Source organism: Acinetobacter chinensis (assembly GCF_002165375.2).
Classification (GTDB): Bacteria; Pseudomonadota; Gammaproteobacteria; order Pseudomonadales; family Moraxellaceae; genus Acinetobacter; species Acinetobacter chinensis.
This window is the reverse complement of sequence record NZ_CP032134.1, coordinates 2,801,156-2,826,230: the sequence shown is the minus strand read 5'-3', so window position 1 is coordinate 2,826,230 and position 25,075 is coordinate 2,801,156. Positions and strand designations below refer to the sequence as shown.

The following is a 25,075-nucleotide window of genomic DNA, read 5'->3' as shown; positions in this document are numbered from 1 at the left end:
TATATACCTTAATTTAATGTAATATCTTTAACTAGGCTGATAATGGTATTTTTAGATACTTAAAAGGTATATAAAGGAGTTGCTGTCATGGAGTTACGACATTTACGTTATTTTGTAACTGTTGTTGAAGAGCAAAGTATTACCAAAGCTGCTGAGAAATTGTGTATTGCTCAACCACCTTTGAGCCGGCAAATTCAGAAATTAGAAGAAGAGTTAGGCATTACCTTGTTTGAACGTGGTTCCCGTCCTGTTAAAACCACTGAGGCAGGGATGTTCTTTTATGAGCATGCAGTACAGATATTGACCCATACAGCGCAAGCGACTTCAATGGCTCGACGTATTAATGCAGTGGATAAGACGGTGCGAATCGGTTATGTGGGTTCACTGCTGTACGCATTATTACCACAGATTATTTATTTATTCCGGCAGCGTCATCCTGATATTCACGTGGAATTAATTGAGTGCGGAACGCGGGATCAGATTGAAGCCTTGAAAGTAGGTAAAATTGATATCGGTTTTGGACGTCTGAGATTAACTGATCCATCCATTAAGCGCTTATTATTGCGCAAAGAACGCCTTAAACTGGCTGTGCATAAAAATCATCATCTGGCGGAGTTTATCAACACAGGCGTGTATTTATCACAAATACTTGATGAGTCGATTTTTTCCTATCCTCTTACACCCAAACCTAATTTTTCAACATTGATTCAGTCGATTTTTACTGAACTGGGGCTGGTGCCGAAAAAACTGAGCGAAGTCCGTGAAATTCATTTAGCTCTTGGTCTGGTTTCCTCAGGAGAAGGGATTTGCCTGATTCCAGAAAGTGCCAGTGATATTGGGATGAAAAATTTAATTTATATCCCGGTTTTAGATCTGGAAGCCTACAGTCCTATTTCCTTATCAGTGCGGAATATGGATCAGAGCGCGTATATTCCTTATATTTTAGAATGCATTAAAGAAGTGTTTGAGGAAGAAGGAAAGCCGATTCAACTGAATGAAGATTAATCTGGCACATGTAGGTCTCACCATCTTATTGCATGCTGCTGTTTCAGAAATCAGCCCGTAGTCATTATGCCTGCTCTAAATCCTTCATTCTTAAATGCTGTGCAATATATTGCAGCTCCTGTTCATCGTTGATTAAATCCTGCTGAACAGTTTCAATCTGGTCCTGGATATGGCTCAGTACTGACTGGGATTGGGTAATGATTTTATCGGTATAAACATCGAGTTTTTGCCATAAGGTTTGTGAAATTTCAGCATACAGACGATCATGTCCAATGGCTAAGATTTCTTTTGCATCATCAGCATAAATGACTTCATAGGTGAGATGCTCAGCGAATTTTAGAGTTTCAAACGGAAGACTCTGCAGTTGATAATCAACCAGGATATCTGAGATCTGTTGTGACAGAAGCTGCTCCGTCTGTTGTGTCAAAGTGCTGTAAAGCTCATCCACTGCCTGTTGTTCAGCAAATTGTTCCAGCAGACCTGGCAGTGTTGAAATTATACCGCGCCAGGTTTGGGTAATGATCTGTTCCTTGCTTTGCATCAATGTATCACGTGCATGATTCAGATCCTGCTGTAATTGATTTAATTGAGGGACAAGCTCCATCTGTAACGGCATTAAGATCTGTTCCTGCAAATGGTGTAGTAAGGCTTCTGCAGGTTTGCGCTGTTTATACGCCAAAGCAGGTTGGATCAAATGCAGTAATGCATTAAATAAACGATTAAAACCGGCACTTAGCATTTCCTGATTATTGAAATCAGCATTTTTCAGCATCTGTGAGGATGTGGAAATCGGGGATTGCAGCAGGCTCGGATCAACGTGCATTTCAATGAGTTGATCCATCGCACGGGTATGTACATCTTTTTCCTGTAAATTGCGTTGCTCAGGGCTTTTATTACATAAGACCTGACAAATATCACCATCCACCTCATCTTCTTCAAAATAATCACTACGGGTGATCACAGGCAACAAAGGTTTATGTCGACGTAATTCTTGTCCCAAAGCGGCTAATTCTTTGACTTGACCTGGTGAAGATGAACTGCTTAACCACAGTACGCCATCGGCACTGTCCAGAAAGCGTTGAGTTAAGTCTGCATTTTCAGGTGTTACTGAATGCAATCCTGGGGTATCCAGCAGGATTAAATTCTTACCTAAACAGACACCTTGTAAACGTGTGGTGGTTTCTGTTGCACCTTCTTTAAAACGATCCTGACTTTCAACAATTTTTCCATCTTCAAGATAAAAATACTCAACACTTTGCTGATGTCTGTGAAAACATTCTGCCAATACATTACATAAAGAGCTTTTACCGGCATTGAATTTTCCAAAAATCAGCAAAATAATTTTGTCGTCAAAGTGATCTGCGACGGATTGCGCAGCATGCAAGGTATCTGACTGGGTTTCCCAATGGTTGAGGTAATGGTCAAGTTGGGCATTGAGTGTCGCAATATCCAGTGCTATTAAACTTTCTGAAGTTAGCCCATGACTGTTTAAACGCTGATCATTGAGATTGCGCGCCAGCTGTTGATGCCAGGTATGCATTTTATCTAAATGTGCAACAATATCTTTTTTAGGCTGATCAAGGGTTTCGGTGGCATGAATGAAAGTTTGAATTGAGTTATGGATCATGATGCTTGCTCCAAAGTCTTTGATGCCTGTTGAGCTTGCGTAATGCGCTGAAGCTGTTGCTGTAAATCCTGTAATTGCTGTTTCAGATGCATTCGATCAGTGGATAATTCAAAATAATGGGCAAATTCACGGCGTAAACGTTCACGTCCTGATTCATCTTCAAAAATGAGCTTTAAATCTTTACGAAGTTTGACGGAGACACCCAATACTGCAACCATGACTGTGTCTAAGCTACGCACATTACTTTTTTGTGCATCAGGTAAACCCACCACACCATAACGCACCAGATGACTGTTAATTTCAATACATGCACGGGAGTAAGCCACTTGAATGCGGTTACGATCACGTTTGCCAGCAGTTAACTTATACATATTGGCAAATGAATCTGGTTCTAATGAATCATCTAGTCCAGAAATATGCAGAATGGGTTGTAAGTCTTGACGTACTTTATCCAAGATTTGATTTAAATCATGTTCAAAGGCTTGGCGTTGGTGTTGTAGTGTATTGTCAAGTTGCTGAATATTCGTTTCGGTAGTTGCTTGTTGATGTGACAGTTGTTTTTTGAGATCTGCAAAAATCTTACTTTTTTCGAATTGGCGTACGGTTGGAACTTTATCAACCATATTGCTGAGTTTTTGTTGTAACTCAGGGATACCACTACGCTCTACTAAAAGCTGTTTTGAGTTTTCTACACCTTGACGATGGCGTGTCGCAGATACAGGTAAAATAGTTGCAGCAGGGGCTTGTTTTTGAATACTGTCAATGATGTGAGCTAAGACAGTTTGATTTGGGATTTGGTCAATTTGTGTTAGTACCAAAATACTTTGGCGTTGTGTTTGCTCTGTATCTTGCTCGAATTGTTGAAATAATTGTAATTCAAAAGGATCAAATTCACCTTCACGCACAGAATGGATCATCAGGCGAATATCTGCTTTATTCCACATGGCATCTTGAGCATATTGATCATCAATAGCTGCAACATCGGCATCTAAGCCAGGTGCATCTAACCAACGAATATTATGTTGCAAATGTTCAGAGAGATTTACAGTTTCTCTTTTATCTGCCACAGAGAAAATATCGTTACCAATCAGTTCATTTAACAGTCGGCTTTTACCATGATTATACTTGCCAATAACGGTAACCGTTGGAATCTGACCTGCCTGTAATATGGCACGCAACCGAGCCAATGGCATATCGTATTCTGGGAGAATGGCTAAAATATCGTGGGTTGCAGTATCGAAAGTATGAATATCCATATTATTTTCTATCTTTCCATAAAATAAAATCAGGCTAAACTGTTACAGCCAGCCTGATTTTAATATTCAACAGATCAAGTTTGAGAATATCAAACTTCCAGGCGAGGGCGGTCTACTACTTGGTTGTCTACACCATCAACCAGACGGCTCAGCTTAAGGTCAAATACCATTTCAGCAAAAGGACCTTCAACACCATTCGCTTGGCTTACTGCCGCATCAGTATGTTCAATCGCATCTACAACAAGACCTTCACGCGTTGCATAAGCAAAGTCATCATAAGTGTACGGGTCGCCAGCAACATTAATCTGCGTGGTAAGTTTACGATGACCATCTGCTGATACGAAGAAGTGAATATGTGCTGGGCGATTACCATGACGACCTAACTGATTGAGCAACTGTTGTGTTGGACCATCAGGAGGGCAACCATAACCTGCTGGCAGAATCGTCTGTACGCGATAATGACCTTGTGCATCTGTCATAATGGTACGGCGCATATTGAACGGTGTCTGTTCGCCAGTTGGGTCAAAGTGTGAATAGAAGCCTTTAGTATTGGCATGCCAGATTTCAACTTGTGCATCTGGAACAGGCTGACCATCTGCGTTGTAAATTGTACCGTGCAGAATGAGGGTATGACCATTTGGATCACTGCCGTCATCCATACGGGCAAAGCCTTGTGAAACAGGTGCACCCGCGACATAAAGAGGACCTTCGATTGTGCGGGGTGTTGGGTTCTCAATGCCTAAGGCTGCATCGGCTGCATCCATACGCATATCAAGGAAATGGTCAAAACCTAAACCAGGAGAAAGTAAGCCGGCTTCATGACTTGTACCCAGCTGGTTTAGATATGCAATCGCAGCCCAGTATTCATCAGATGTAATGTTTAAATCTTCAATAGTTTTAAACAGGTCGGAAACTACACGATGAATGATTTGCTTAGTGCGTGGGTTTCCACCTTCCTGCTCCAGTCCACTGAGCAAATTGATGAAGTTTTGTACTTCTTCTGTCTCGAAAATTTTAACATTGTTGGCTGTCATGGCTATCTCCTTAATCTTGCCAGAATGCTGATACACGTCATCGTTCTTAAAATCATCTGATGCGCTGTGTCAGCATTAATCCTGATATTGCTTTGTGAATATTTGATCTATATACCTTAATTTAATGTAATACCGTTAATCTAGTCTAATTCCGGTATCTTTAAATACTAAAAAGGTATGTTATTTAAGACGGCTGTTAAAAAATAAATACTTGTAGAAAAATCCTGTATTAAAAAGCCCAAACCATTTTTAAATAACTGGTATGACCTTCAGGGCGATTTTCAACATTGGTTTCTTTTAAATATTTTGCTTCGATAGACCAGTTTTTATCCTGATATTGAATTGCAGGACCAACGGCTAAAACCTGTCCACGCATGCCAATTTTATTTCCATTCACTTCATCTGATTCGGTTTGCTTAAAGGCGTAGCCTTCGACAGCAACTTTGACATGGTCATTGAGTTTATAGCCCACGCTGTAATCACCTGCAAAATATTCTCCAGACTTATACTCGGTGTCATTATTTTCAGTGTTGAAGCTATAAGACAGTTTGGTCGAAATATCTAAACCATTCTGAGGTGCATAGGTGTAGGCAATGATCGGGCGCACGGTATTGTAATTTTTACCGATATTGGCAACCAAAGGCTGTGCTGGTGTTGCTGAGTCATATTTCCCAGTATCTAAAACACCTTCGACAGCACCGATCCAGTGATGGCTTCCATGATGCCAACCCAGCATTGAGCCGATAATTAAATCACCTAAGCCACTGTTACTGTCTGACATTCCTGCTGCCGAAAGTCGTAAATCCACAAATGGTTGAGCAGCATAGAAACCGAGTTGCCCACCCAGATAATTTTGCTTGGTCATCCAAACCAAACGTGGAATCAGGGCATTTACGTCGGCATGAAAATTCGGTGGACCATTATCAAAACTGCCTGCATGGTAATTCTGATAGTAGTTGAGTAAATAGACACCGGGTGGTGGTAATGCACCTGCCATCATGCCTTCTGCACCAAGTGCAAAAGAATCACCGCCATTTTCTGTGGCGTGTGCGGATGTGGTCAGAAAACCGATGATGAAAGGAAGCGTTAAACTTACGATTTTTTTCATGTGAAATCCTTTTATTACTGTTGTCGTCCAGTTTCTGGTTAATGAATCATGTCTTTAAGCCATGAATTCGCTTTGCCTGATGTGCAATCTTCATCCTGAGGTTGAAAAGGCAGGTATGTGTCGTTCATGTGATCTGTAATGCATACAGATTACACAAGTTTTGAGTGAAGTTTTTAATATCTAAGATACGATTAGATATGTTTAAACAATGCCGAACGTGACTGTCCGTTTGCGCCATCTGCCGCACTTAAGAAGCGTTCAGTATGAATATCTTTTTCAAATAAACGGCTTTGCATCAGTGTTGAAATTGCGGCATCAATCATCGGTGGAGGACCACACAAATAAGCTTTATGCCCACTGCATTTATTCTCAAAATGACTGGCAACCGCTTCATGCACAAAACCTGTAAAACCTGTCCAGGCATCTTCTGTCTTTGGTGCATTCAATGCAGGAATGTAGTGAAAGTTTGCATACTCTTTGACAAGATTTTCGAAAATTTCACGGTTATACAGTTCTGAAACATCACGTGCGCCCTGGAATAAGTAAATATTCCTTGTTTCACCAGCTTCGAGTAAATCCAGAATCATCGATTGTGGGCTTGATAAACCAGAACCACCTGCAATGAAAATCACGCCACGATCATCAGATTTACGGACAAAGAATTGTCCATAAGGTCCTGAAATATCCAGTTCATCGCCTTGTTTCAGATTTTCATGTACATAAGTTGTGGCTGCACCACCTTCAACTTTACGGATATGCAGTTCGACAATGCCTTCTTCATTTGGTGAATTGGCGATTGAAAATGCACGTGTACCTTCAATATCTGGTAATTGGATATTTACATATTGACCTGCCTGGAATTGCATCGCACGATCAATCTGCAGGCGGATGCCTTTGATGGTTGGTGACAGGTCTTTAACTTCAATCACTTTTGCCTGGTAATCTTCAACCAGATAGCCTAAGAAGTCCTCGTCTTCATCGACATCCGCTTCAATGACCATGTCAGATTCAGGTTTACAGCAACATGCCAGAACCTTATTTTCCTCACGCTCAATATCCATCAGCGCAAAAGGAGAGGCTTCACCAACATCATAAAAACCATCAGTTACTTGTACTTTACATGTACCGCATGTGCCATGCCCGCAAGCGAAAGGGAGCCAGACCCCTTGACGCAAAGCAGCATCAAGGATGGTCTGATCTTCTTCGACTTCAATCGTGGTACCGATTGGTTCAATGGTAACTTGATAACTCATCCGCGTACTCCCTTAAACATGACTGCCTTTGTAGCCCGTTAAATTTGGCGTGACAAAGCGTAAAAGAGATTTATGGTCGAAGCCTTGTTCTGCCAGTGTTTTAGAGAAATCAGCATTCAGCGCTTCGCGGTTTAAAGTAAATTGCACAGTTGACCAGTCAATTTCTGCAAATTCAGGATGCTGGCTGAATCCACCTGCGATTTGCTGATCAATCAATTCCTGTAAAGTTTGTTGTGGTGACACCACAAAAGCATGTGCTGAACAAAAAAGTGTGTGATGATCCCAACCAATAAATAACAGCATGTTATCGCCATAATTTTTTTGTTGATCAAGAGCTTCAAATTGATAATTGTCCTGGATTGCTTGTACTGGCATGAGAATACTCCTAAATTCCTTGAGCGAAGCTATGCTGTGTATTCACTTTTGAATGGCTGACACAGCAATGAACTTCATCTTTGATTCCTTATGATGCTTATGCACCTTTCCATTTTTTCCAGCGTTCCTGGTCTGGCGAACCTTCAATATCCAAATTGTCCGCACCGACATTAAAGTTGTAATAGTCACGTAAAATCGTTTCTAAATCTGGACCACCACAGTTGCCTTGCAGGATCTGGTTCACAGGTAACCATGCCTGGATGTATTTCTCAGGTTCACGTTCGAAAATGTCATGACAACCATCTGAACAGGTGTGATAACGTTCGTCTTTATAAATGCTGTCACGGTAACTGAACATGGTTGGGTCGCCATCCATTTCCGTAAAGGTCATCGGAATCTGACAGATCTGACACAATTGTGGTAAGCCGTTGCTATAGAAACGTTTGCCTTCAGCTTCTAATTTACGTGCCAATTCCCATTTTGGACGATAGTATTTATCGAAGGTGTCAGGGTATTTCGCAGATAACCAATCCATTTCTTCATCCGTTGGAATCCACGTGTGGAAGCCAGCTGCATGACCGAAGTTATAGAAGATCCACCATGCTTGATGCGAAACATGTTCTTTCTCTTTTTCAATCACTTCTGAGTATTTCGGCATACGGATACCGTAACGGCTCAAGTCTTTGAATAATGCACCGCCTGCTTCTTCAAAATAAGTTTCCCAAGCTTCTTTCCAGGACATCACTTTATTTGGCAGCATGTAATCCATCATCATGCCGACGATAGAGAGTAGGCGAGTGCCACGCCAGAACCATTTATCAATCCATTCCTGAACGATTGGCACGTTGTCTTCATGTTGCTCAAGTAGGAATTTGACAATTTCCAAACCAAGCGTCATATGACGAGCTTCATCAGATTGTGCTGAGAAACCAAAAGTCACCGTTGCCATATCACCGTTGTAAGCTGCGCCTGACATGAAAGGAACGAACAATAAGTTAGTCAATACATATTCAAACGCAAAGCTGATTGCCAATAAAAACTCGAATGGACCTGCTGAACGTGCATCTTCAAAGAATGATTTTGGTACAGACAAATACCACACACGATCATGCATGTGCGACCAGTCCTGGAAGCCATCAAAGAACTTGTTGTAATGGCTCATGGCATGAATCTGGGTTTGCACATGACGCAATTCATCAATCGATTGCATCTGTGAAGCGATACGTGCACCGATGCCGCTGAACTGACGACCTACATGGGCATAGCCTTGATAAGCCTGATATTCCAAAGGTGTAACTGCTGTTAAGAACAGTTTAATGGCATTTAAATAACGCTCATTGGAAACATTCATTTGCCCATTGTTTTGTGCAAAAGCATCGAAAATGGCATAGAGTTTTTTCTCTTTCTCAGCCTGATATTTCCAGTATGAATCCATGGTTAAACGGAAAGGATCTTCCCATTTTGACCAATCGGTGATTTTAATGCCTTCAAACTCTTCATAAGGAAAGGCATCTTTACGATCTGCATAGGAAAAGTCCCAATCCAGATCACGGGTCAGCATGCGGTAGCGGTCTTTGGCATTCAGCTTTTTGGTTGCGGTTTTAGTCGCTGTTTTTGTATTTTTAACATCAGTATTCATTTTTGATCATCCTGTTCAATCTTTAAATGCAGTTGTGCAATGACTTAATTCCATTTCAGGGTAAAGGTGTCATCGTCTTCATCGACGTTGCCACCCAGTGTGATCATATTCAGTTGTAACTCTTGAATGTCCCAGTCCTGTCCGAGTTTTTCAGATACCGTTTCTGCACGGATCACCAGGCCAGTTGTGCTTTCTACACGGATCATGGCTGGTAAATACTGAATCGTGGCATCGGGATTATCCTGTTCAATCGCTTCGATGATGTAGCGAGAGGTGTCATTGTCCTGTAGCGCTAAATAAACTTTTGAAGTCATGGTGCAATTCCTTATGCAATATTAAATGTCAGCTAAACCTGCTTTTTTGCTGCGCTCTGCGATCAGTGCAACGGCTTGTTCGATATTGCTATCACCCAATGCAAGACCTGCCCATGCGCTAAACGCCTCCTGAACTTGTGGTAACAGTTCAGCAATCCAGCCTTGAATCAGGACTTTATTTTCCTCAGATTCAGCAACGGCAAGTTTAAAAACTGGGTCAGACCATTTACGTAAATCGCTTAAACATTCCTGCATAAATTCAGTCAGCATCGCTACATCACGTGCGCCATTTTCAACTAAGTATTGATCAAACTGTCCATAGACAAGGCTCTGGATACAGCTATCAATCAACAGGTTTTGCAGTACATAGAGTTTGAACCAGTCCTGTTCAGTCAGACTTTGTTCACAGAGTTTACGAAGCGGTTGCCAAGCTGCGTCATTCATCCAAGCGTCTTTGGCTTGTTGTAAACACTCACCTGTATTGCCATCCAGTGCCAAGCCAATACGTGAAATGTATTGCGCCATGCCGAGACGATCCATCGCAGCAAAAATACAGGCTTGGGTAATGACTGTGCCATAACCATAGGCACTGCCTGACATCATGTGTAAATTTGCCGTTTGTTCCACATAGCGAAATGGCAGTAAGCAGGTGATGATTTTTTGCTTCACTTCTTCGCTGATATTCTCAACCAGAAAACGCTTTTCAAAGAATGCATAATTACTTTCAGCGGTATCCTGTAAACGTGCACGATGTTGTACATAAGCGCCGTAGTAGAACTGACGAGGGTCTTTAAACACATACCAGTCCTGCATCTGCAAGGCGGTATGAGTTTTATCATTCAAAGTCTTATCAGGCTTCCATAAAGGACGATAATGAAAGTTGGTGGTTGCCTGTACATCAAAACTGACTTCCTGGTAACGTGTTGCTGGCTTATTGCCAAAACGGCGTTCAATGTACGCGTAAGTTTGGCGAATTGGGGCTAGGCTCGATGTTTTAATTTCTAAAGTCATCTTGATCTCCGTATGGACTTAAGCGTGATCGTCTTGATCTATATGAGGTTGGGCTGGGTTGAGGACAGTAGGTTCAACGCCATAACGCCATTTGTCTTCCTGTGCGTCATTCCATGCTTGCTGTTCTTCTGTCATTTCTACGACCTGGTTTATTTCACAAAAATGCTGAAAAGCTTCCCGAGGTAAAATCAGTTCGACAAATAAAGTTGGGTCGTGAATCGCAAAATCGAATTCAACAAATCTGGCATCACGATCACCTGTAATACGAATGTATTTGGTGAGCTGGTTCTGTTGTGTCTGATGCATAACGATCATCCTCTATCTCAGCACTGACTTCTTGTCAGTGACGCAACCTTGCGTTTGTTATACATATTCCAAAAAGCGTGCCATCTTTTTAATTTATATATTTTTCAAATGCTTATTGTTTTTAAATAAAATCCTGATTAATTTGATCAGGCAAATTTCATCATTTGATGAATAGATATATTTGAGATTTTCATGTTTTGATGAAAATAAATGAATAAACTTTGAGTAGTGCTGTTTAAAAGCATGGAGTTTTTTTAATTTTTACTTAAAAATGTATATTTATAATGAATTGATTTATAAAGGTATAATTTTAATATACTTAAAAGGTATGTAAATATAAGAATAAGGTAGTCTACCCAGGGTTTGTGAATTAGGTAAGATCAATATTGCATTCACAAAGACATATAGCCAAGGACGGACAGTATGCCCAAAGCCAAAGATGTGAAGGTCTATAAGCAGATACTGGAACAGAATAAAGATATTCAGGATTTACTCGATAAAATTATTTTTGATACTGAGCATGGACAGATCTGGTTCGATGAAAACCGTATGTTGCTGATGCACACCAGTATTCTGGGTTATTTAAGAAAAGATCTTTTTAATATGCTTGGCTTAGAACGTACCAAACACTTTTTTATCCGTTGTGGTTACCAGGCTGGGATGCGAGATGCCGAGGTCACTTCAAAACTACGTCCAAATCTCAATGAAGCAGAAGCCTTTATGGCAGGTCCTCAGATGCATGGCATTCGAGGTATGGTGCAAGTGGATGTGAATGAACTGCATTTAAGTCATGATCAAAAAGAGTTCTATGCAGATTTCAACTGGCTGAATTCTTTTGAAGCCGAAGTGCATTTAAGTGAATTTGGTGCATCGGAGGAACCAGCCTGTTGGATGCTTTTAGGCTATGCCTGTGGGTATAGCAGCTTTGTGATGGGACAGACCATTATTTATCAGGAGACCCACTGTGTTGCTAAAGGAGATGAGCATTGCCGAATTATTGGCAAGCCTTTAAGTGAATGGGAAAATTCAGATGAATTAATCCGCTTTATGTCGCCAGATCCTGTGTCAGATGAAATTATTGCCTTGCAGGCTGAGTTAAATGAATTAAAGAAAAATATTTATACCGAAGCTGAAAGTGACTACACCATGTTTGCTGCTATTGGGGAATCAGTGGCATATCGAAAGGTTTGTGATTTACTCAAAAAAGCTGCAGGCAGTAAAGTTGCTGTACTTTTGCAGGGTGAAACTGGCGTTGGTAAAGAAGCTTTCGCACGTGGTGTACATGAAGGAAGTCAACGAAAGGCAGAACCATTTGTTGCTGTAAACTGTGCCTGTATTCCGCCAGATTTGATTGAAGCCGAATTATTTGGGGTGGAAAAAGGGGCTTTTACAGGTGCATCCCAGACTCGTATTGGTAAGTTTGAGCGTGCGCATCGCGGTACGATTTTCCTTGATGAAGTGATAGAACTGTCTCCACGGGCACAGGCAGCATTATTGCGAATGTTGCAGGAAGGGGAATTTGAACGTGTCGGTGATCAACAGACACGGAAAGTTGATGTCCGGATCGTTGCTGCAACCAATGAAGATTTAGAGCAAGCGGTTAAGAATGGTAAATTCCGTGCTGACTTATATTATCGTTTAAATATTTTCCCGGTAATGATTCCGCCATTGCGTGAGCGCCGTGAGGATATTCCTTTATTAATCAGCCATTTTTTAGCACGTTTTGAAAATATGTATGATAAAACCTTAAAAGGTTTGAGTGATAAAGCTAAAAATTTTGTGATGAAATATGAGTGGCCAGGCAATATTCGAGAGCTGGAAAACTTACTGGAAAGGGCGACTTTACTGACAGATCATCAACAGGAAATCAAATTAGACAGTTTATTTCCGCAGCTTAAAGAACAGGATGTTGTGGCCCAGCCAGTAAATAGTTTTACCAATGTCGAAGATTTATTCACTGAAGACTTTTCTTTAGAACAACTTGAACAAAAAATTATTCGTACTGCAATGCTTAAAAGTCGCGAAAATGTATCTGAAGCTGCCCGAATGATGGGCATCAGTCGAGCAACTTTAGAGTATAGGTTAAAGAAAATGATGGATGCTCAGCGAAACTGAAATTTTAATTTCAATCAGCTTTGATATATAAACATTTAAAAGCCGAATTTTCCCCAAGGTATTTAAATCTAACAGATAACTTAGATATGTGGTTGACCTGACTCTGTAAATTTATTTAATACAGTCTTAAAATAGAAAGGATATATTTTTAATAAAGTGATGTTTTTAATATTGATTCATCATTAAAGTGTTATTTTTTAAATGTTCGTCTAAGTTTTTAATGATTTTTTATTTATAGTAATTATTTTTAGAATAAATCATACCTATAAAAAGAGCACCCCTAAAGTGCTCTTTTAAACTGAAAAGTATAAAGAGGATATTTCAACCCGCTTTTTTATTGATATCTGTTTGGAAATTTTCCGCACCATAACGGAAACTGGCTCCCCTGTGCTGATTATTCAGCAGGTCTCCCTGACCAAACAGTTTTTCACGTAAGGTTCCAGGTTGATATTCCTTCTGGTAAACACCACGGTTCTGCAGTTCAGGCACAATATAATCCACGACATCTTCAAAAGTCTGGTGCGCAAGTATATAAGCCAGATTGAAACCATCGACTCCTGTTTCTGCTGACCATTCCTGAAGTCGGTCTGCAACCGTTGCAGGGGAACCCACAATAACAGGACCATTGCCACCTACACTGATAAACTGAGCGATTTCTTCGATAGTCCAGACTTTATCAGGATCTGCTTTTACATAAGAATTCAGCATGGACTGAATCGCTTCCGTCTGGATATATTCGACTTTATCTATTGCATTGAACTTTGAAAAATCCACACCTGACCAGCCCGAAGCCAGTGTCAGCCCGCCGTGGTAACTTCCATATTGCTGATACTCTGCAAATTTTTTATGTGCCAGTTCATCCGTTTCATCGGTAACAATGGAAATCAGTGTATAAATCAGTACGGAAGACGGATCACGCCCTTCTTCAGTCAGCTTAGTGCGTAAACTCTGAACCAGTTTTTTTACCGCTGCTTTGGTCGGAGCTGAAATAAAGACGCATTCAGCATTCTGACTGGCAAAGCTTTGCCCACGTGAAGACGCTCCAGCCTGATAGAGAACCGGCGTTCGTTGTGGGGATGGTTCACAGATGTGAATCCCAGGAACACTAAAGTATTTTCCTTCATGCTGTATCGGATGAACTTTGTTGTGATCGGTATAGATACCACGTGCTTTATCATTCAGCACAGCATCCTGCTCCCATGAGCCTTCCCAGAGTTTATACAGAACTTCAAGGTATTCATCCGCTATATCGTAACGGTTGTCATGGCTGACCTGTGTTTTCAGCCCCAGGTTTTTTGAACCGCTTTCAAGGTAAGAGGTCACAATATTCCATCCCGCACGACCCTTAGTTAAATGATCCAGCGTACTCATGCGGCGGGCAAATGGATAAGGATGTTCAAATGAAATGGATGTCGTGACCCCAAATCCAAGATGTTCTGTGACCGCTGCCATGGCTGGAACAATCTGTAAAGGATCATTGACAGGAACCTGTACTGCACCATTTAACGCATGTTGAGCGGACTGATGATAGACATCATAAATGCCCAGTACATCCGCTATAAAAATACCGTCAAATTTTCCACGTTCCAGTATTTTTGCTAAATCAGTCCAGTAGTCGAGGTTTTTATATTCTGTGGAACGATCCTCAGGATGCCGCCATAGACCAGGGGATTGATGAGCAATACAGTTCATTTCAAAAGCATTGAACCGAATTTGTTTTGTCATAATAAACCATAAAATTGAATTAACTTTTAAATACCAACATAAAATTAAAACAGTGTTTTTCTTAATAATTAAATCAAATGTTTTATGCAGTTTTTCTTTTATGCAGATTTTAAGAATTTTATTTTAAATCTGAGGATAATAATTTTTATTCTGGTGAAAAGCTTTTCTGATTATTTTATTAATAATTTTTAGTAAGTGGTGGTAGCGTAAATCAAATAACGAAAAACGGTAAGTATAAATGACAGCAAAAATTGAAATTCAACTGGCAGATGCAGAAAGCATCCCTAAAGATTTTTATCTTCAGGAGCAGGCAGCTCATATTATTCAGTCAGATGCAGAAGCGATCGAAGCAGCACATCGTCTGGCTGAGGAGTTTTCCAAAGAAGCATCCATACGTGATCATGAACGTCGTTTGCCTTTAAAGGAAATTCACAGTTATTCAGCTTCAGGATTATGGGGAATTACCATTCCAAAGGCTTTTGGTGGTGCGGGTGTCAGTTATAAGACACTGGCGGAAGTGGTCAAAATTATTTCCAGTGCAGACTCCTCGCTGGGGCAGATTGCTCAGAATCACTGGGCGTTTATTGAACATATCCGTCTGGATGCAACTCAGGAACAGCAGGCATTCTTTTTTGAAAAAGTGTTGAGCGGTCAGCGTTTCGGAAATGCATTTTCTGAAAAAGGTTCAAAGACCGTTGCAGATCTGACGACTCAGATTGAGTTTAAAGATGGGCATGCTGTGATTAATGGTCAGAAGTTTTTTGCAACCGGTGCTTTGCTTGCTCACTGGATTCCTGTTGTGGCGGTAGATCACGAAGGTAAACCGTATGCTGCACTTTTACCACAGCACAGTCCTGGCTTAAGCATCATCAATGACTGGAGTGGTTTTGGACAGAGAACCACCACGAGTGGAACCGTATTGCTGGATCATGTTCAGGTAGATTCGCAGTATGTTGTTCCTATTTTTAAAGCATTTCAGCGTCCAACGGCAGCAGGTGCTATTTCCCAGTTCATTCAGGCAGCGGTGGATGCAGGTATTGCCCGTGGTGCCATTCAGGAAACGATTGGTTATGTTCGTGAGTTTGCCCGTCCCTGGATTGATTCAGGACTGAATAAGGCAACAGAAGATCCGTATACCATTGCCAGTATTGGTGAATTAAAAATTAAATTAAGAGCAGCAGAAGCGGTACTTGATCTGGCAGGGGAAGCAATTGACCGTGCACTGGACAATCCATCTGAAGAGAGTGTGTCTGAAGCAACACTGCTGACGGCAGAAGCCAAAGTCCTGACGACTGAAATTGCGCTACTGGCAGCAAATAAACTGTTTGAACTGTCTGGAACACGCTCGACACTGTCTGAGCTGAATCTTGACCGTCACTGGCGAAATGCCCGAACCCACACTTTGCATGATCCTGTGCGCTGGAAACTGAATATTGTGGGGAACTATTATCTGAATGATGTGCCTCCACCACGTCATCCTTGGAGCTGAACAGGAGATTGATCATGACAGTTCAAAATAATAAGCATCTGGAGCAACTCGTGATTGCTGTAAATTATGAAGAGGTCGCTCAGAAATTCCGTCCTGTTTTTCAGAAAATTGCTGAGGGAGCACTGGATCGGGAAAAAAACCGAAGTTTACCGTTTGAAGCGATTCAGTGGCTGAAACAGGCGGGACTGGGGGCTGTCCGTGTCCCTGTGCAATACGGCGGAGCAGGTCTGTCACAGCAGCAGTTGTTTCAGTTGCTTATAGAGCTTGCAACGGCAGATTCAAATGTCGTTCAGGCACTGCGTGGGCACTTTGCCTTTGTTGAAGACCGTCTGAATGCACATCGGGATCAGTCTCAGGAGCACTGGTTCAAACGCTTTGTCAAAGGTGATCTGGTGGGCAATGCCTGGACAGAAACAGGAAAAATTGAAATTGGGCAGGTTGGTACCCGAATCACTCAGAATACCCGTGGTGAACTGGTGGTCAATGGTGAGAAGTTTTATTCAACGGGGACAATCTTTGCGGACTGGGTTGATCTTTTTGTACTGGATGAAACGACAGGTGAACATGCGATTGCAGCCATTTCAACCGAGCACAAAGGGGTCAATGTTGCAGATGACTGGGATGGATTTGGGCAGAAGACAACAGGCAGCGGTACTTTAAAAATAGACAATGTCAGTATCAGCCGTGACCATATTTTGCCTTTTGATCAGCGTTTCAGATATCAGACTGCATTTTACCAAGAGGTGCATCTGGTGACTCTGGCAGGAATTGCACAGGCAGCGGTGGAGACTTTCAGTGAAGAAGTACGCCAGCGCACCCGTATTTTCAGTCATGGAAATGCAGAACTTGTACGGAATGACCCTCAGATTTTACAGGTGATCGGTAAAGCATCGGCACAGGCTTATGCAGCAAAATCGGTTGCGCTGAATGTCGCTAAGACACTCGATGAGGCATTTCTCAGTCATTTTCAGAATGATGAGTCAGTGGAACTCAAAGCCAATGATCAGGCAGAACTTGAGTCTTCTCAGGGGCAGGTGGTACTGGCAGAACTGGTGCAGAATCTGACCACAGAACTGTTTAATGCTTTAAGTGCATCAGCAAGTACAACAGCGAAGCAGCTGGATCGGTTCTGGCGTAACGCCCGCGTGGTGTCTTCGCACAATCCGGTGATTTACAAACAGAAAGTGATTGGTGATTTTGTGGTGAACGGTCATGCCTTGCCCTATGTCTGGCAGATTGGAAACAGTCCATCAGTCAAAGAAAAGGAGAAAGCTGGGCGAATTCAAACATGAGGTGCGACAGTTTGAAAAGTCTTATGATAATCAACAAGCTGAGCAAATTTCTCTAATGGTGTAAGCCAATCTAACGCTTTTCTAGGACGAGTATTCAGTGACATGGCAACTTGATTTAAATAATGCTGATCTGCCTGATTTAAATCAATCCCTTTAGGTAAATATTGCCTAATTAAACCATTCATATTTTCGCATGTGCCTTTTTGCCAGGGTGAATGTGGGTCACAGAAATATACATCTATGCCTAAATCTTCTTCAAGTATTTTATGTTCTGCCATCTCGCGTCCACGGTCATAGGTCAACGTTTTACGCAGTTCTGCAGGTAAATATTTCAGAGCTTCAGTTAAAGCCTTGCGCACTGATTCTGCCTTTGCATCAGGTAATGTTGCCAAGATACAGAGCCGTGTATTTCGTTCAATAAGTGTTGCTATCGAACTTTTATTGTCTTTACCTTTAATTAAATCAGCTTCCCAATGACCCGGTATTTTTCTTTCTTGAACTTCGGCTGGGCGCTCATGAATAGTTTTAATATCCTGTAATATAGAATCTTTTTTAGGTTCACCGTTAGCTTTTCGCTTTTTATTTTCATGACGCAGACAGGATAATAAGTCTTTTTTCAACTCACCCTTTGGTAATGCTCGTATCGTTGAATAAATCGTTGTATGGCTTACATTCATTGTTTGATCCAAATCAGGAAATGTCTTTAAACGTTTTGCTATTTGCTGAGGAGACCATAAACAACGGATCGCTTCAACAATAAATTTCCAGAGGATTGAATCGATTTTGAGTTTTCTGTGACCACGTCTACGTCTAGCGAAGGTGTTATCAGAAGCATATTGAGCTTGATAAACGTCATTGATGCTATTTCTTTTAAGCTCACGATAGATCGTACTAGGATGTCTTTTAATGAGTTCAGCAAATTTTCTGGCTGAAAAGCCTTCTTTTCTTGACTCAAGCATTAATGCAGTACGATCTTCAAAGTTAAGATGATGGTATGACAATTTTATATACTCCATAAACCCTTTAAATTAATTAGGTGGTTTATGTCGCACTTCAAGTTTTACTCTGCCCTGCATAAAACGGATAGATGGATGAAATCATGACCCATGACGAGCCGTGATGAATTAATTCTATACAAAGGTTTTGACCAGGTGTGCAGACACCTGGTTTTTTTATTGATCTCTGAAAATGACTGATTTAAAAAAATAAACGAAGCAGGATACTGCTCAAAACAGAGATATGAACAGCAATTTTGCTCCCGATCAGTGACTAAAGTTGTAGAAAAAAAGCAGAGCATTGCCTTTTTATTCAACAGGCTTTTGTTAAATTAAAATACTAATCATGAAAATATTCATCGCAAAATTGATATTTAAGGAAAAAATTCAAAATCCATGTGATTTTAAGTTTTAACTATTTTATTAAATATCAATGTCTTGGTTTTATTCTTGCTGTTGGCATAGTTCTTGTAAAGCATAAGGGTGATGATTTTTTTCGTCTTTATGGAATTTTTTGCAAAGGACTTTTTGTATGAATAATAAAATTTTGGATGTGGCTATTTTAGGTTCGGGTTTTGGCGGTCTGGGGATGGCAACCCGCCTGAAAGACAAAGGAATTGAAAACTTTCAGATCTTTGAAAAGTCGGCTGAACTGGGCGGCGTATGGCGTGACAATATTTATCCTGGTGCTGCCTGTGATACGGAAGCACATCTCTACTGTTTCAGTTATTTTCCAAATTTACGGGTCAGCCGGATGTACGCAGGACAGCAGGAACTGCTGGATTACTTAAACCGTTTTGCTGACCATTTTCATCTCAGAGAAAAAATTCAGTTCAGTTCAGAAATTATTCATGCAGCCTGGAACAACGCTGAACAGCTCTGGGATCTGCAGATCAAAGACAAAGGGCTGATCAAAGCAAAGGTATTTGTACCGGCATGGGGTCAGCTGAATAAAGCAGTCATTCCTCAGTTTAAAGGACTGGAAAATTTTAAAGGGCAGTATTTCCATTCAGCAGAATGGGATACAGCAGTTGATCTAAAAGGGAAGAAAGTGGTCAGAGAGGTGGTCCCACTTGTTTGAACAACTAAAAGCGTATTTATAAGTGATATTCCGCTCTAGTTAAGCCACCTTGTTTTGTTGGGGTAGCTGATCATAGTAAAACTCATTTGGTGTCATTTTGTCTAGACTCGAATGAGGTCGTTTCAAATTATAAAACTCAAAATATGCACTTAATTGCTTTTTCGCATCTGTGACACTGCTATAAGCTTTGAGATACACCTCTTCATATTTAACGCTCCGCCATAATCGTTCAACCATCACATTATCTACCCATCGACCTTTACCATCCATACTGATTTGAATGCCATTTGATTTCAATACATCAATAAATGCATCACTGGTAAACTGGCTGCCTTGGTCTGTATTAAATATTTCAGGTCGACCATATTTTTCAATCGCTTCATTTAAAGCCGAAATACAAAAATCCACCTCCATACTAATCGATACCCTATGCGCAAGTACCTTGCGGCTATGCCAATCAATCACAGCACATAAATAAACAAAGCCTTTTGCCATAGGGATATACGTTATATCCGTAGACCACACTTGATTACTGCGCTGAATAGCCAACCCTTTGAGCAGATATGGATATTTACGGTGAGCTTGATTAGCCTGGCTTAAATTTGGTTTGCAATATAACGCCTGAATACCCATTTTCTTCATTAAAGTACGTGTATGACGTCGTCCTATATGATGTCCTTGACGATTCAACAAATCACGCATCATACGACTGCCTGCAAAAGGATATTGCATATGTAATTCATCAATACATCGCATCAGCTTCAGATCTGATGCACTCACAGGTTTTGGGCGATAGTAATAACAACCACGGGAGACTTTCAGCAGCTTAGCTTGCTTAGATACTGAAATCTGAAGTGAGTCGTCGATTAACTTTTGTGGTTGAAGCGGCCCAGTTTCTTCAACACACCTTCTAAAAAATCAATTTCTAATGCCTGCTCACCGATTTTTGCATGTAGTTTTTTTAGATCGATGGGTGGTTCTGTTGGAGCTTTTGATTGATCGAAAGCTTGCGAGGAAGCTGAGATCAATTGATTTTTCCAGTCAATAATTTGGTTTTGATGAACATCAAACTCAGCACTCAATTCAGCAAGTGTTTTTTCTGCTTTAATCGCAGCAAGTGCTACCTTAGCTTTAAAATCATTTGAATGATTTCTTCTTGGTCTACGTGCCATAAAATACTCCATATATTGATGTTTATAACATCATTTGAGGAGCAGAATATCACTTATAGGAGTTGTTCAAATTTACGGATCCATCTCTGAACTTCGCCAGAAACTGACACCGGATTATGAGTTTGGCTGTAAGCGTATTTTACGTACTGATGATTATTATCCTGCGCTTGCCCGTGAAAATGTTTCACTGGTGACCGATGCCATTGCTGAAATAACAGCGCAGGGCATTCAGACCGCTGCGGGTGAGCTCATCGAAGCAGATGTCATTATTTTTGGTACAGGTTTTGCCAGTCAGAACTTTAATGGTGAACTGGATATTGTCGGTGCGGAAGACACCACACTGTCTGAAGCATGGCAGGATGGCGCTGCGGCATATATCGGTCTAACTGTTCCTTCATTCTGCAATATGTTCCTGGTGTATGGTCCAAATACCAACCTGAACCATAACTCCATTGTATCCATGCTTGAGATTCAGCATCAGTATATTGCGGACTCCGTTGAATATATTCTGGAAAATAATGCTTCACTGGATGTAAAACAGCAGGTCTTTGAAGAATATAACGAAGATATTCAGGCTCGTATGGCAGGCTCGGCATTTTCTTCAGACTGCTCCAGCTGGTATAAAAATGCCGCTGGCAAGGTCATCAACAACTGGCCTTTAAACGTCGAAACATACCGTCATTATACCGTTTTCAATGCAGATGATTTCAGCCTGGGCAACACCGCAGCAAAGGGTGAGTGTGCTTATGAAGCCTGAACTGCATCCTGATGCACAGCCTGTCATTGATGCTTTTCTTGCCAATGGGGGAAAGTCTTTTGAGCAGGTTGGAGATATCAGTACTTTAAGAAGCGGGTACGAAACTAACTGTGGTTTGGCGGCCATGCAGGGGCTTGAGCATATTCAGTCCAGAGACATTACTGCTGAATGGCAGAGTGAGCCTGTTCACTTAAGACTGTATGACGAAATACCGGATGCTGACGCACGTCCTGTCGTGGTGTTTTTACATGGTGGTGGCTGGGTGATCGGTAATCTGAACACGCATGACTCCATTTGCCGGAAAATTGCAGCGCATGCGGCTTGCAGAGTGATTGCAGTCAACTACCGACTGGCGCCAGAGCATAAATTTCCAGTCCCGTTCAATGACTGTAAGGTTGCACTGGATTACATCATTCAGCATGCAGAACAGCTGGGGCTAAATGTCCATCAGATGGTCTTTGCCGGAGACAGTGCGGGTGCAAATATGGCGGCTTTACTTGGGCAGAATTTCAGTCAGCAGTATGGATTTGCACTGAAAGCTCAGGTGTTGCTTTATCCGGTTGTGGGTGTCTGCACTCAGACGCAGAGTTATGCGCAGTACCAGTCGGGCTTTCCTCTGGTACAGAGCACGATGCTGTGGTTTTTCGATGCGCTGTTCAGCCAGCCGGAAGAATATGCGCAGATTTCATTGCTGAATCAGCCTTTTCTGAAAGCCAATGGCGATATTTTCCTGTTAACCCTTGAGCATGATCCTTTAAGGGATGAGGCATTGCTGTATCTGGAAAAGGCACTGCAGCACGGGCTGAATGTGGAATATCACCATTTGGGTGGGCTGATGCACGGCATTTTTACAATCGCAGGGAAGTTGCCGGTTGCTGAGCAGTATCTGGAAAGAGCAGCTCAGTTTATTGCCGGAAAATTTAAAGAATAAGGATAGTTGAATGAATTTTTCCACATTCAAAAGTGCCAATAAACTGGTGACAGGGCAGACTGCTTTGCAGTACCTGTCTCAGGCCGTGGAGCTTTTTAAAATTCAGAAACCGCTGATCGTGACAGATCAGGGGGTGGTGAAATCGGGCACGATCAATCATGTTCTTGATTTGCTTCAGGTTGAATATTCAGTTTATGACACGGTCAAAGCTGAACCTGAAATTGAACAGGTTCAGGACTGTATCCATGTGTTTAAGCAAAACGGTAATGATGCAGTGATTGGTGTCGGTGGCGGCAGTGCACTGGATATTGCCAAGTGTGTGGCAGCACTGGCTGGACAGAGTGGATCGGTACAGGATTTTCTCGGTACAGATAAAATCCGTCAGCGGGATATCCGTCTGATTGTGATTCCGACCACAGCAGGTACGGGTTCTGAAGTGACCAATATTGCCATCCTGTCCGATACAGCCAACCAGATGAAACAGGGCATGGTCAGTGATTTTCTGCTGCCGGACGTTGCCATCGTTTCACCTCTGATGTCTGTCAGCTGTCCGGCATCTGTGACGGCTGCCAGTGGTGTGGATGCACTTGTCCATGCTGTGGAAGCCTATATTTCTGTCAATCGGAGTGATATCACCGATGCACTTGCCCTGGATGCCATCCGACTGATTGCTGAAAATCTGCCGAAGGCTTATGCCTTGCCAGACCATCTGGAAGCACGTGAAAAAATGGCAACGGCCAGTTTAATGGCAGGGCTGGCTTTTGGTAATGCAGGCGTGGGCGCAGTACATGCACTCGCGTATCCCCTGGGTGGAAAATACAAAATGGCACATGGTGTCAGTAATGCACTGATGCTGCCCTATGTTCTGAAATGGAATGTGATGGGCTGTGCTGAACGGTTTACCCGCATCGCACAGGCAATGAACATTGAAACAGGCGCTGACCACAACAGCAATGCTGCAAGGGTCATTGAATGGCTGCATGATTTCTGCCGAAAACTGAATATCCCATCGGGACTGCGGGCTTTTGGGATTGCTGAAACGGATATTCCAGCACTTGCCATGGAAGCCATCAAGGTGGAGCGGTTACTGAAAAATAATCCACGCCGTCTGACGGTACAGGATATTGAAGCGATTTATCAGGAAGCGTACTGATCGTGAAAGGGGATGCCATGTCTATTGATTATCTGGTCTCTGCGGTGAAATCCCGAAGTGATCTTTACGCCATAAAAGGTCAGGACGGACGCTCTATATTTGATGTAGAGCCATTCCGCTCCATTATTGATGCCATTCAGGACGGTATTTACATCACTGATGAAAATGCCAATACCATTGCTGTAAATTCGGCTTATGAACGGATTACAGGACTGCACAGAAATATCCTGATCGGTCGTCATATGGGGGATCTGGTCAAACTGGGTTATCTGTCCAACTCTGCCTCACTGGAAGTGGTCAAACGCCGTGAAGTGGTTACCCTGGTTCAGAGTATCAATGGTAATCAGAAGATACTGGTGACGGGCAGTCCTGTTTTTGATGAGAAAAAACAACTGATCTGTATTGTGACGAGTGTCCGTGACATTACCGAACTTTTACGTGCAAAGCATGCACAGGAGCAGCTTGAAAACCTGTTCCGCAGTCAGTCTCAGCACAAAATTTCCTGTTCTGCCAATGATTTGATCATTTCAAGAGAAACACAGCGGGTGTTTGATCTTGCGACCAATGTGGCTCGCTTTGACAGCAAAGTACTGCTGCGAGGAGAGACGGGTACGGGCAAAAGTAAAATGGCACGTTATATCCACAGTATCAGTTCAAGGGCAGAGCATGCTTTTCTGGAGCTGAACTGTTCAGGGATACCGGACAGTCTGCTGGAAATGGAACTGTTTGGATATGTCGCAGGTGCTTTTACAGGTGCTTCTGCCAAAGGTAAAAAAGGTCTGCTTGAGATTGCACATCAGGGAACGCTGTTCCTGGATGAAATTGGGGATCTGCCGCTGAATATGCAGGTCAAACTGCTCAAAGTGATTGAGGAAAGCCGGTTTTTACCTGTGGGTGCAACAGAGTTTAAGGATGTGGATATACGGGTTATCTGTGCGACACACCGCAACCTGGAAGACATGGTGGCACAGGGCGAGTTCAGGGAAGATCTGTTTTACCGGATCAATGTTGTGGATATTGAACTTCCACCGCTTCGTTCAAGACGTTCTGAAATTATGCCGCTGGTTCAGCAGTATCAGAAACAGTTCAACGAAAAATATCAAATGAACACGGTGTTCAGTCTGGAAGCGATTGAAGCCATGAGCCACTACAGCTGGCCTGGAAATATCCGTCAGCTGGTCAATGTCGTGGAACGCCTGATGGTCAGTGATCACAGTACTGAAATCACCCTGCATAACCTGCCGGCATATTTGCGCAGTGATGCTGCATCCGCACAGCCGAAAGGCTTAAAAGAAAGGGTACAGGCTTTTGAAATGGAACTGATCATGCAGGCGCTGAGTGAGCATGGTTCGACCCGTGCAACAGCTGAGGCTTTAGGGGTGGAACAGTCAACATTGGTCAAGAAAATCGCACGTTTTAAACAGTAAATATTATTTC

The 25,075-nt window shown here is 42.0% G+C and carries 22 protein-coding genes; 9 read left to right on the top strand and 13 right to left on the bottom strand.

Annotated features, from left to right (window positions below; genetic code table 11):
* Positions 1-87: 87 nt before the first annotated feature.
* Positions 88-1,005 (top strand): cis,cis-muconate-binding transcription regulator CatM, encoded by a 918-nt coding sequence (gene catM, locus CDG60_RS14345; protein WP_061524781.1) that lies wholly within the window; start codon positions 88-90, stop codon positions 1,003-1,005.
* Positions 1,006-1,069: 64 nt separating this feature from the next.
* Here the strand turns inward: catM and CDG60_RS14340 are convergent, their stop codons facing one another.
* From CDG60_RS14340 to CDG60_RS14295, 10 genes are all read right to left on the bottom strand, one after another.
* The gene (locus tag CDG60_RS14340) at positions 1,070-2,632 is read right to left on the bottom strand and encodes a dynamin family protein (protein ID WP_171405461.1); all 1,563 of its coding nucleotides are present in this window, start codon (positions 2,630-2,632) and stop codon (positions 1,070-1,072) included.
* The gene (locus tag CDG60_RS14335; protein ID WP_087514288.1) at positions 2,629-3,888 is read right to left on the bottom strand and encodes a GTPase; all 1,260 of its coding nucleotides are present in this window, start codon (positions 3,886-3,888) and stop codon (positions 2,629-2,631) included. Before CDG60_RS14335 ends, CDG60_RS14340 begins: the two co-directional genes overlap by 4 nt.
* A gap of 89 nt (positions 3,889-3,977) precedes the next feature.
* Positions 3,978-4,922 (bottom strand): catechol 1,2-dioxygenase, encoded by a 945-nt coding sequence (catA, locus tag CDG60_RS14330; RefSeq protein ID WP_087514289.1) that lies wholly within the window; start codon positions 4,920-4,922, stop codon positions 3,978-3,980.
* A gap of 229 nt (positions 4,923-5,151) precedes the next feature.
* On the bottom strand, positions 5,152-6,030 hold the full coding sequence (locus CDG60_RS14325; protein WP_087514290.1) for a SphA family protein: 879 nt from the start codon (positions 6,028-6,030) through the stop codon (positions 5,152-5,154).
* A 191-nt stretch (positions 6,031-6,221) separates the two neighbouring features.
* The gene (locus CDG60_RS14320; RefSeq protein ID WP_087514291.1) at positions 6,222-7,283 is read right to left on the bottom strand and encodes an NADH:ubiquinone reductase (Na(+)-transporting) subunit F; all 1,062 of its coding nucleotides are present in this window, start codon (positions 7,281-7,283) and stop codon (positions 6,222-6,224) included.
* Between the two features lie 12 nt (positions 7,284-7,295).
* On the bottom strand, positions 7,296-7,658 hold the full coding sequence (locus CDG60_RS14315; protein ID WP_065995000.1) for a phenol hydroxylase subunit P4: 363 nt from the start codon (positions 7,656-7,658) through the stop codon (positions 7,296-7,298).
* Positions 7,659-7,755: 97 nt separating this feature from the next.
* Positions 7,756-9,297, bottom strand: a complete 1,542-nt coding sequence (locus CDG60_RS14310; RefSeq protein WP_087514292.1) for an aromatic/alkene/methane monooxygenase hydroxylase/oxygenase subunit alpha — start codon at positions 9,295-9,297, stop codon at positions 7,756-7,758.
* Positions 9,298-9,341: 44 nt separating this feature from the next.
* Positions 9,342-9,611: an MmoB/DmpM family protein gene (locus tag CDG60_RS14305; RefSeq protein WP_087514293.1), complete on the bottom strand. Its 270-nt coding sequence runs from the start codon at positions 9,609-9,611 to the stop codon at positions 9,342-9,344.
* Between the two features lie 21 nt (positions 9,612-9,632).
* Positions 9,633-10,622 carry an aromatic/alkene monooxygenase hydroxylase subunit beta gene (locus CDG60_RS14300; RefSeq protein WP_087514294.1) on the bottom strand — a complete coding sequence of 330 codons (990 nt, stop codon included), beginning with the start codon at positions 10,620-10,622 and terminating at the stop codon, positions 9,633-9,635.
* 18 nt (positions 10,623-10,640) lie between these two features.
* Positions 10,641-10,928: a phenol hydroxylase subunit gene (locus CDG60_RS14295; protein WP_087514295.1), complete on the bottom strand. Its 288-nt coding sequence runs from the start codon at positions 10,926-10,928 to the stop codon at positions 10,641-10,643.
* A gap of 423 nt (positions 10,929-11,351) precedes the next feature.
* Between CDG60_RS14295 and mobR the strand changes: the two genes are divergently transcribed.
* Complete coding sequence (gene mobR / locus CDG60_RS14290; protein WP_087514296.1) at positions 11,352-13,043, top strand: phenol degradation transcriptional regulator MobR; 1,692 nt, start codon at positions 11,352-11,354, stop codon at positions 13,041-13,043.
* Between the two features lie 321 nt (positions 13,044-13,364).
* Here the strand turns inward: mobR and CDG60_RS14285 are convergent, their stop codons facing one another.
* Positions 13,365-14,768 (bottom strand): LLM class flavin-dependent oxidoreductase, encoded by a 1,404-nt coding sequence (locus tag CDG60_RS14285; RefSeq protein WP_087514297.1) that lies wholly within the window; start codon positions 14,766-14,768, stop codon positions 13,365-13,367.
* 256 nt (positions 14,769-15,024) lie between these two features.
* On the opposite strand from CDG60_RS14285, the gene CDG60_RS14280 reads away from it, so the two are divergent.
* Both CDG60_RS14280 and CDG60_RS14275 read left to right on the top strand, forming a co-directional pair.
* Complete coding sequence (locus CDG60_RS14280) at positions 15,025-16,257, top strand: SfnB family sulfur acquisition oxidoreductase (RefSeq protein WP_394373892.1); 1,233 nt, start codon at positions 15,025-15,027, stop codon at positions 16,255-16,257.
* Between the two features lie 14 nt (positions 16,258-16,271).
* A complete protein-coding gene (locus tag CDG60_RS14275; RefSeq protein WP_087514299.1) occupies positions 16,272-17,549 on the top strand; it encodes an acyl-CoA dehydrogenase family protein in 1,278 nt (425 codons plus the stop codon).
* On the opposite strand, the gene CDG60_RS14270 is transcribed toward CDG60_RS14275, so the two are convergent.
* Positions 17,540-18,565 (bottom strand): IS30-like element ISAba125 family transposase, encoded by a 1,026-nt coding sequence (locus CDG60_RS14270; protein WP_005100823.1) that lies wholly within the window; start codon positions 18,563-18,565, stop codon positions 17,540-17,542. The genes CDG60_RS14275 and CDG60_RS14270 overlap by 10 nt on opposite strands.
* Before the next feature lie 511 nt (positions 18,566-19,076).
* Between CDG60_RS14270 and CDG60_RS14265 the strand changes: the two genes are divergently transcribed.
* Positions 19,077-19,625 carry a flavin-containing monooxygenase gene (locus CDG60_RS14265; RefSeq protein WP_087514480.1) on the top strand — a complete coding sequence of 183 codons (549 nt, stop codon included), beginning with the start codon at positions 19,077-19,079 and terminating at the stop codon, positions 19,623-19,625.
* A 39-nt stretch (positions 19,626-19,664) separates the two neighbouring features.
* Here CDG60_RS14265 and CDG60_RS14260 read toward each other — a convergent pair.
* Positions 19,665-20,797 (bottom strand): IS3-like element ISAba14 family transposase gene (locus tag CDG60_RS14260; RefSeq protein ID WP_223155595.1). Its coding sequence is split into 2 segments (ribosomal slippage): positions 19,665-20,545 and positions 20,545-20,797, totalling 1,134 coding nucleotides; the frame shifts between segments, so codons are not numbered across the junction.
* Between the two features lie 34 nt (positions 20,798-20,831).
* Here CDG60_RS14260 and CDG60_RS14255 point away from each other — a divergent pair.
* Genes CDG60_RS14255 through CDG60_RS14240 form a run of 4 tightly spaced genes read left to right on the top strand, consistent with a single transcriptional unit; the run spans position 20,832 to position 25,065 of the window.
* Entirely contained in the window at positions 20,832-21,554 is a 723-nt protein-coding gene (locus CDG60_RS14255) for an NAD(P)/FAD-dependent oxidoreductase (RefSeq protein WP_193853160.1), read from the top strand.
* Positions 21,544-22,485 carry an alpha/beta hydrolase gene (locus CDG60_RS14250; protein WP_160117069.1) on the top strand — a complete coding sequence of 314 codons (942 nt, stop codon included), beginning with the start codon at positions 21,544-21,546 and terminating at the stop codon, positions 22,483-22,485. Before CDG60_RS14255 ends, CDG60_RS14250 begins: the two co-directional genes overlap by 11 nt.
* Positions 22,486-22,495: 10 nt before the next feature.
* Complete coding sequence (locus CDG60_RS14245; RefSeq protein WP_087514081.1) at positions 22,496-23,638, top strand: iron-containing alcohol dehydrogenase; 1,143 nt, start codon at positions 22,496-22,498, stop codon at positions 23,636-23,638.
* A 17-nt stretch (positions 23,639-23,655) separates the two neighbouring features.
* Positions 23,656-25,065, top strand: coding sequence for a sigma-54 interaction domain-containing protein (locus CDG60_RS14240; protein ID WP_087514116.1), 1,410 nt, complete (start codon positions 23,656-23,658; stop codon positions 25,063-25,065).
* Positions 25,066-25,075: the final 10 nt, after the last annotated feature.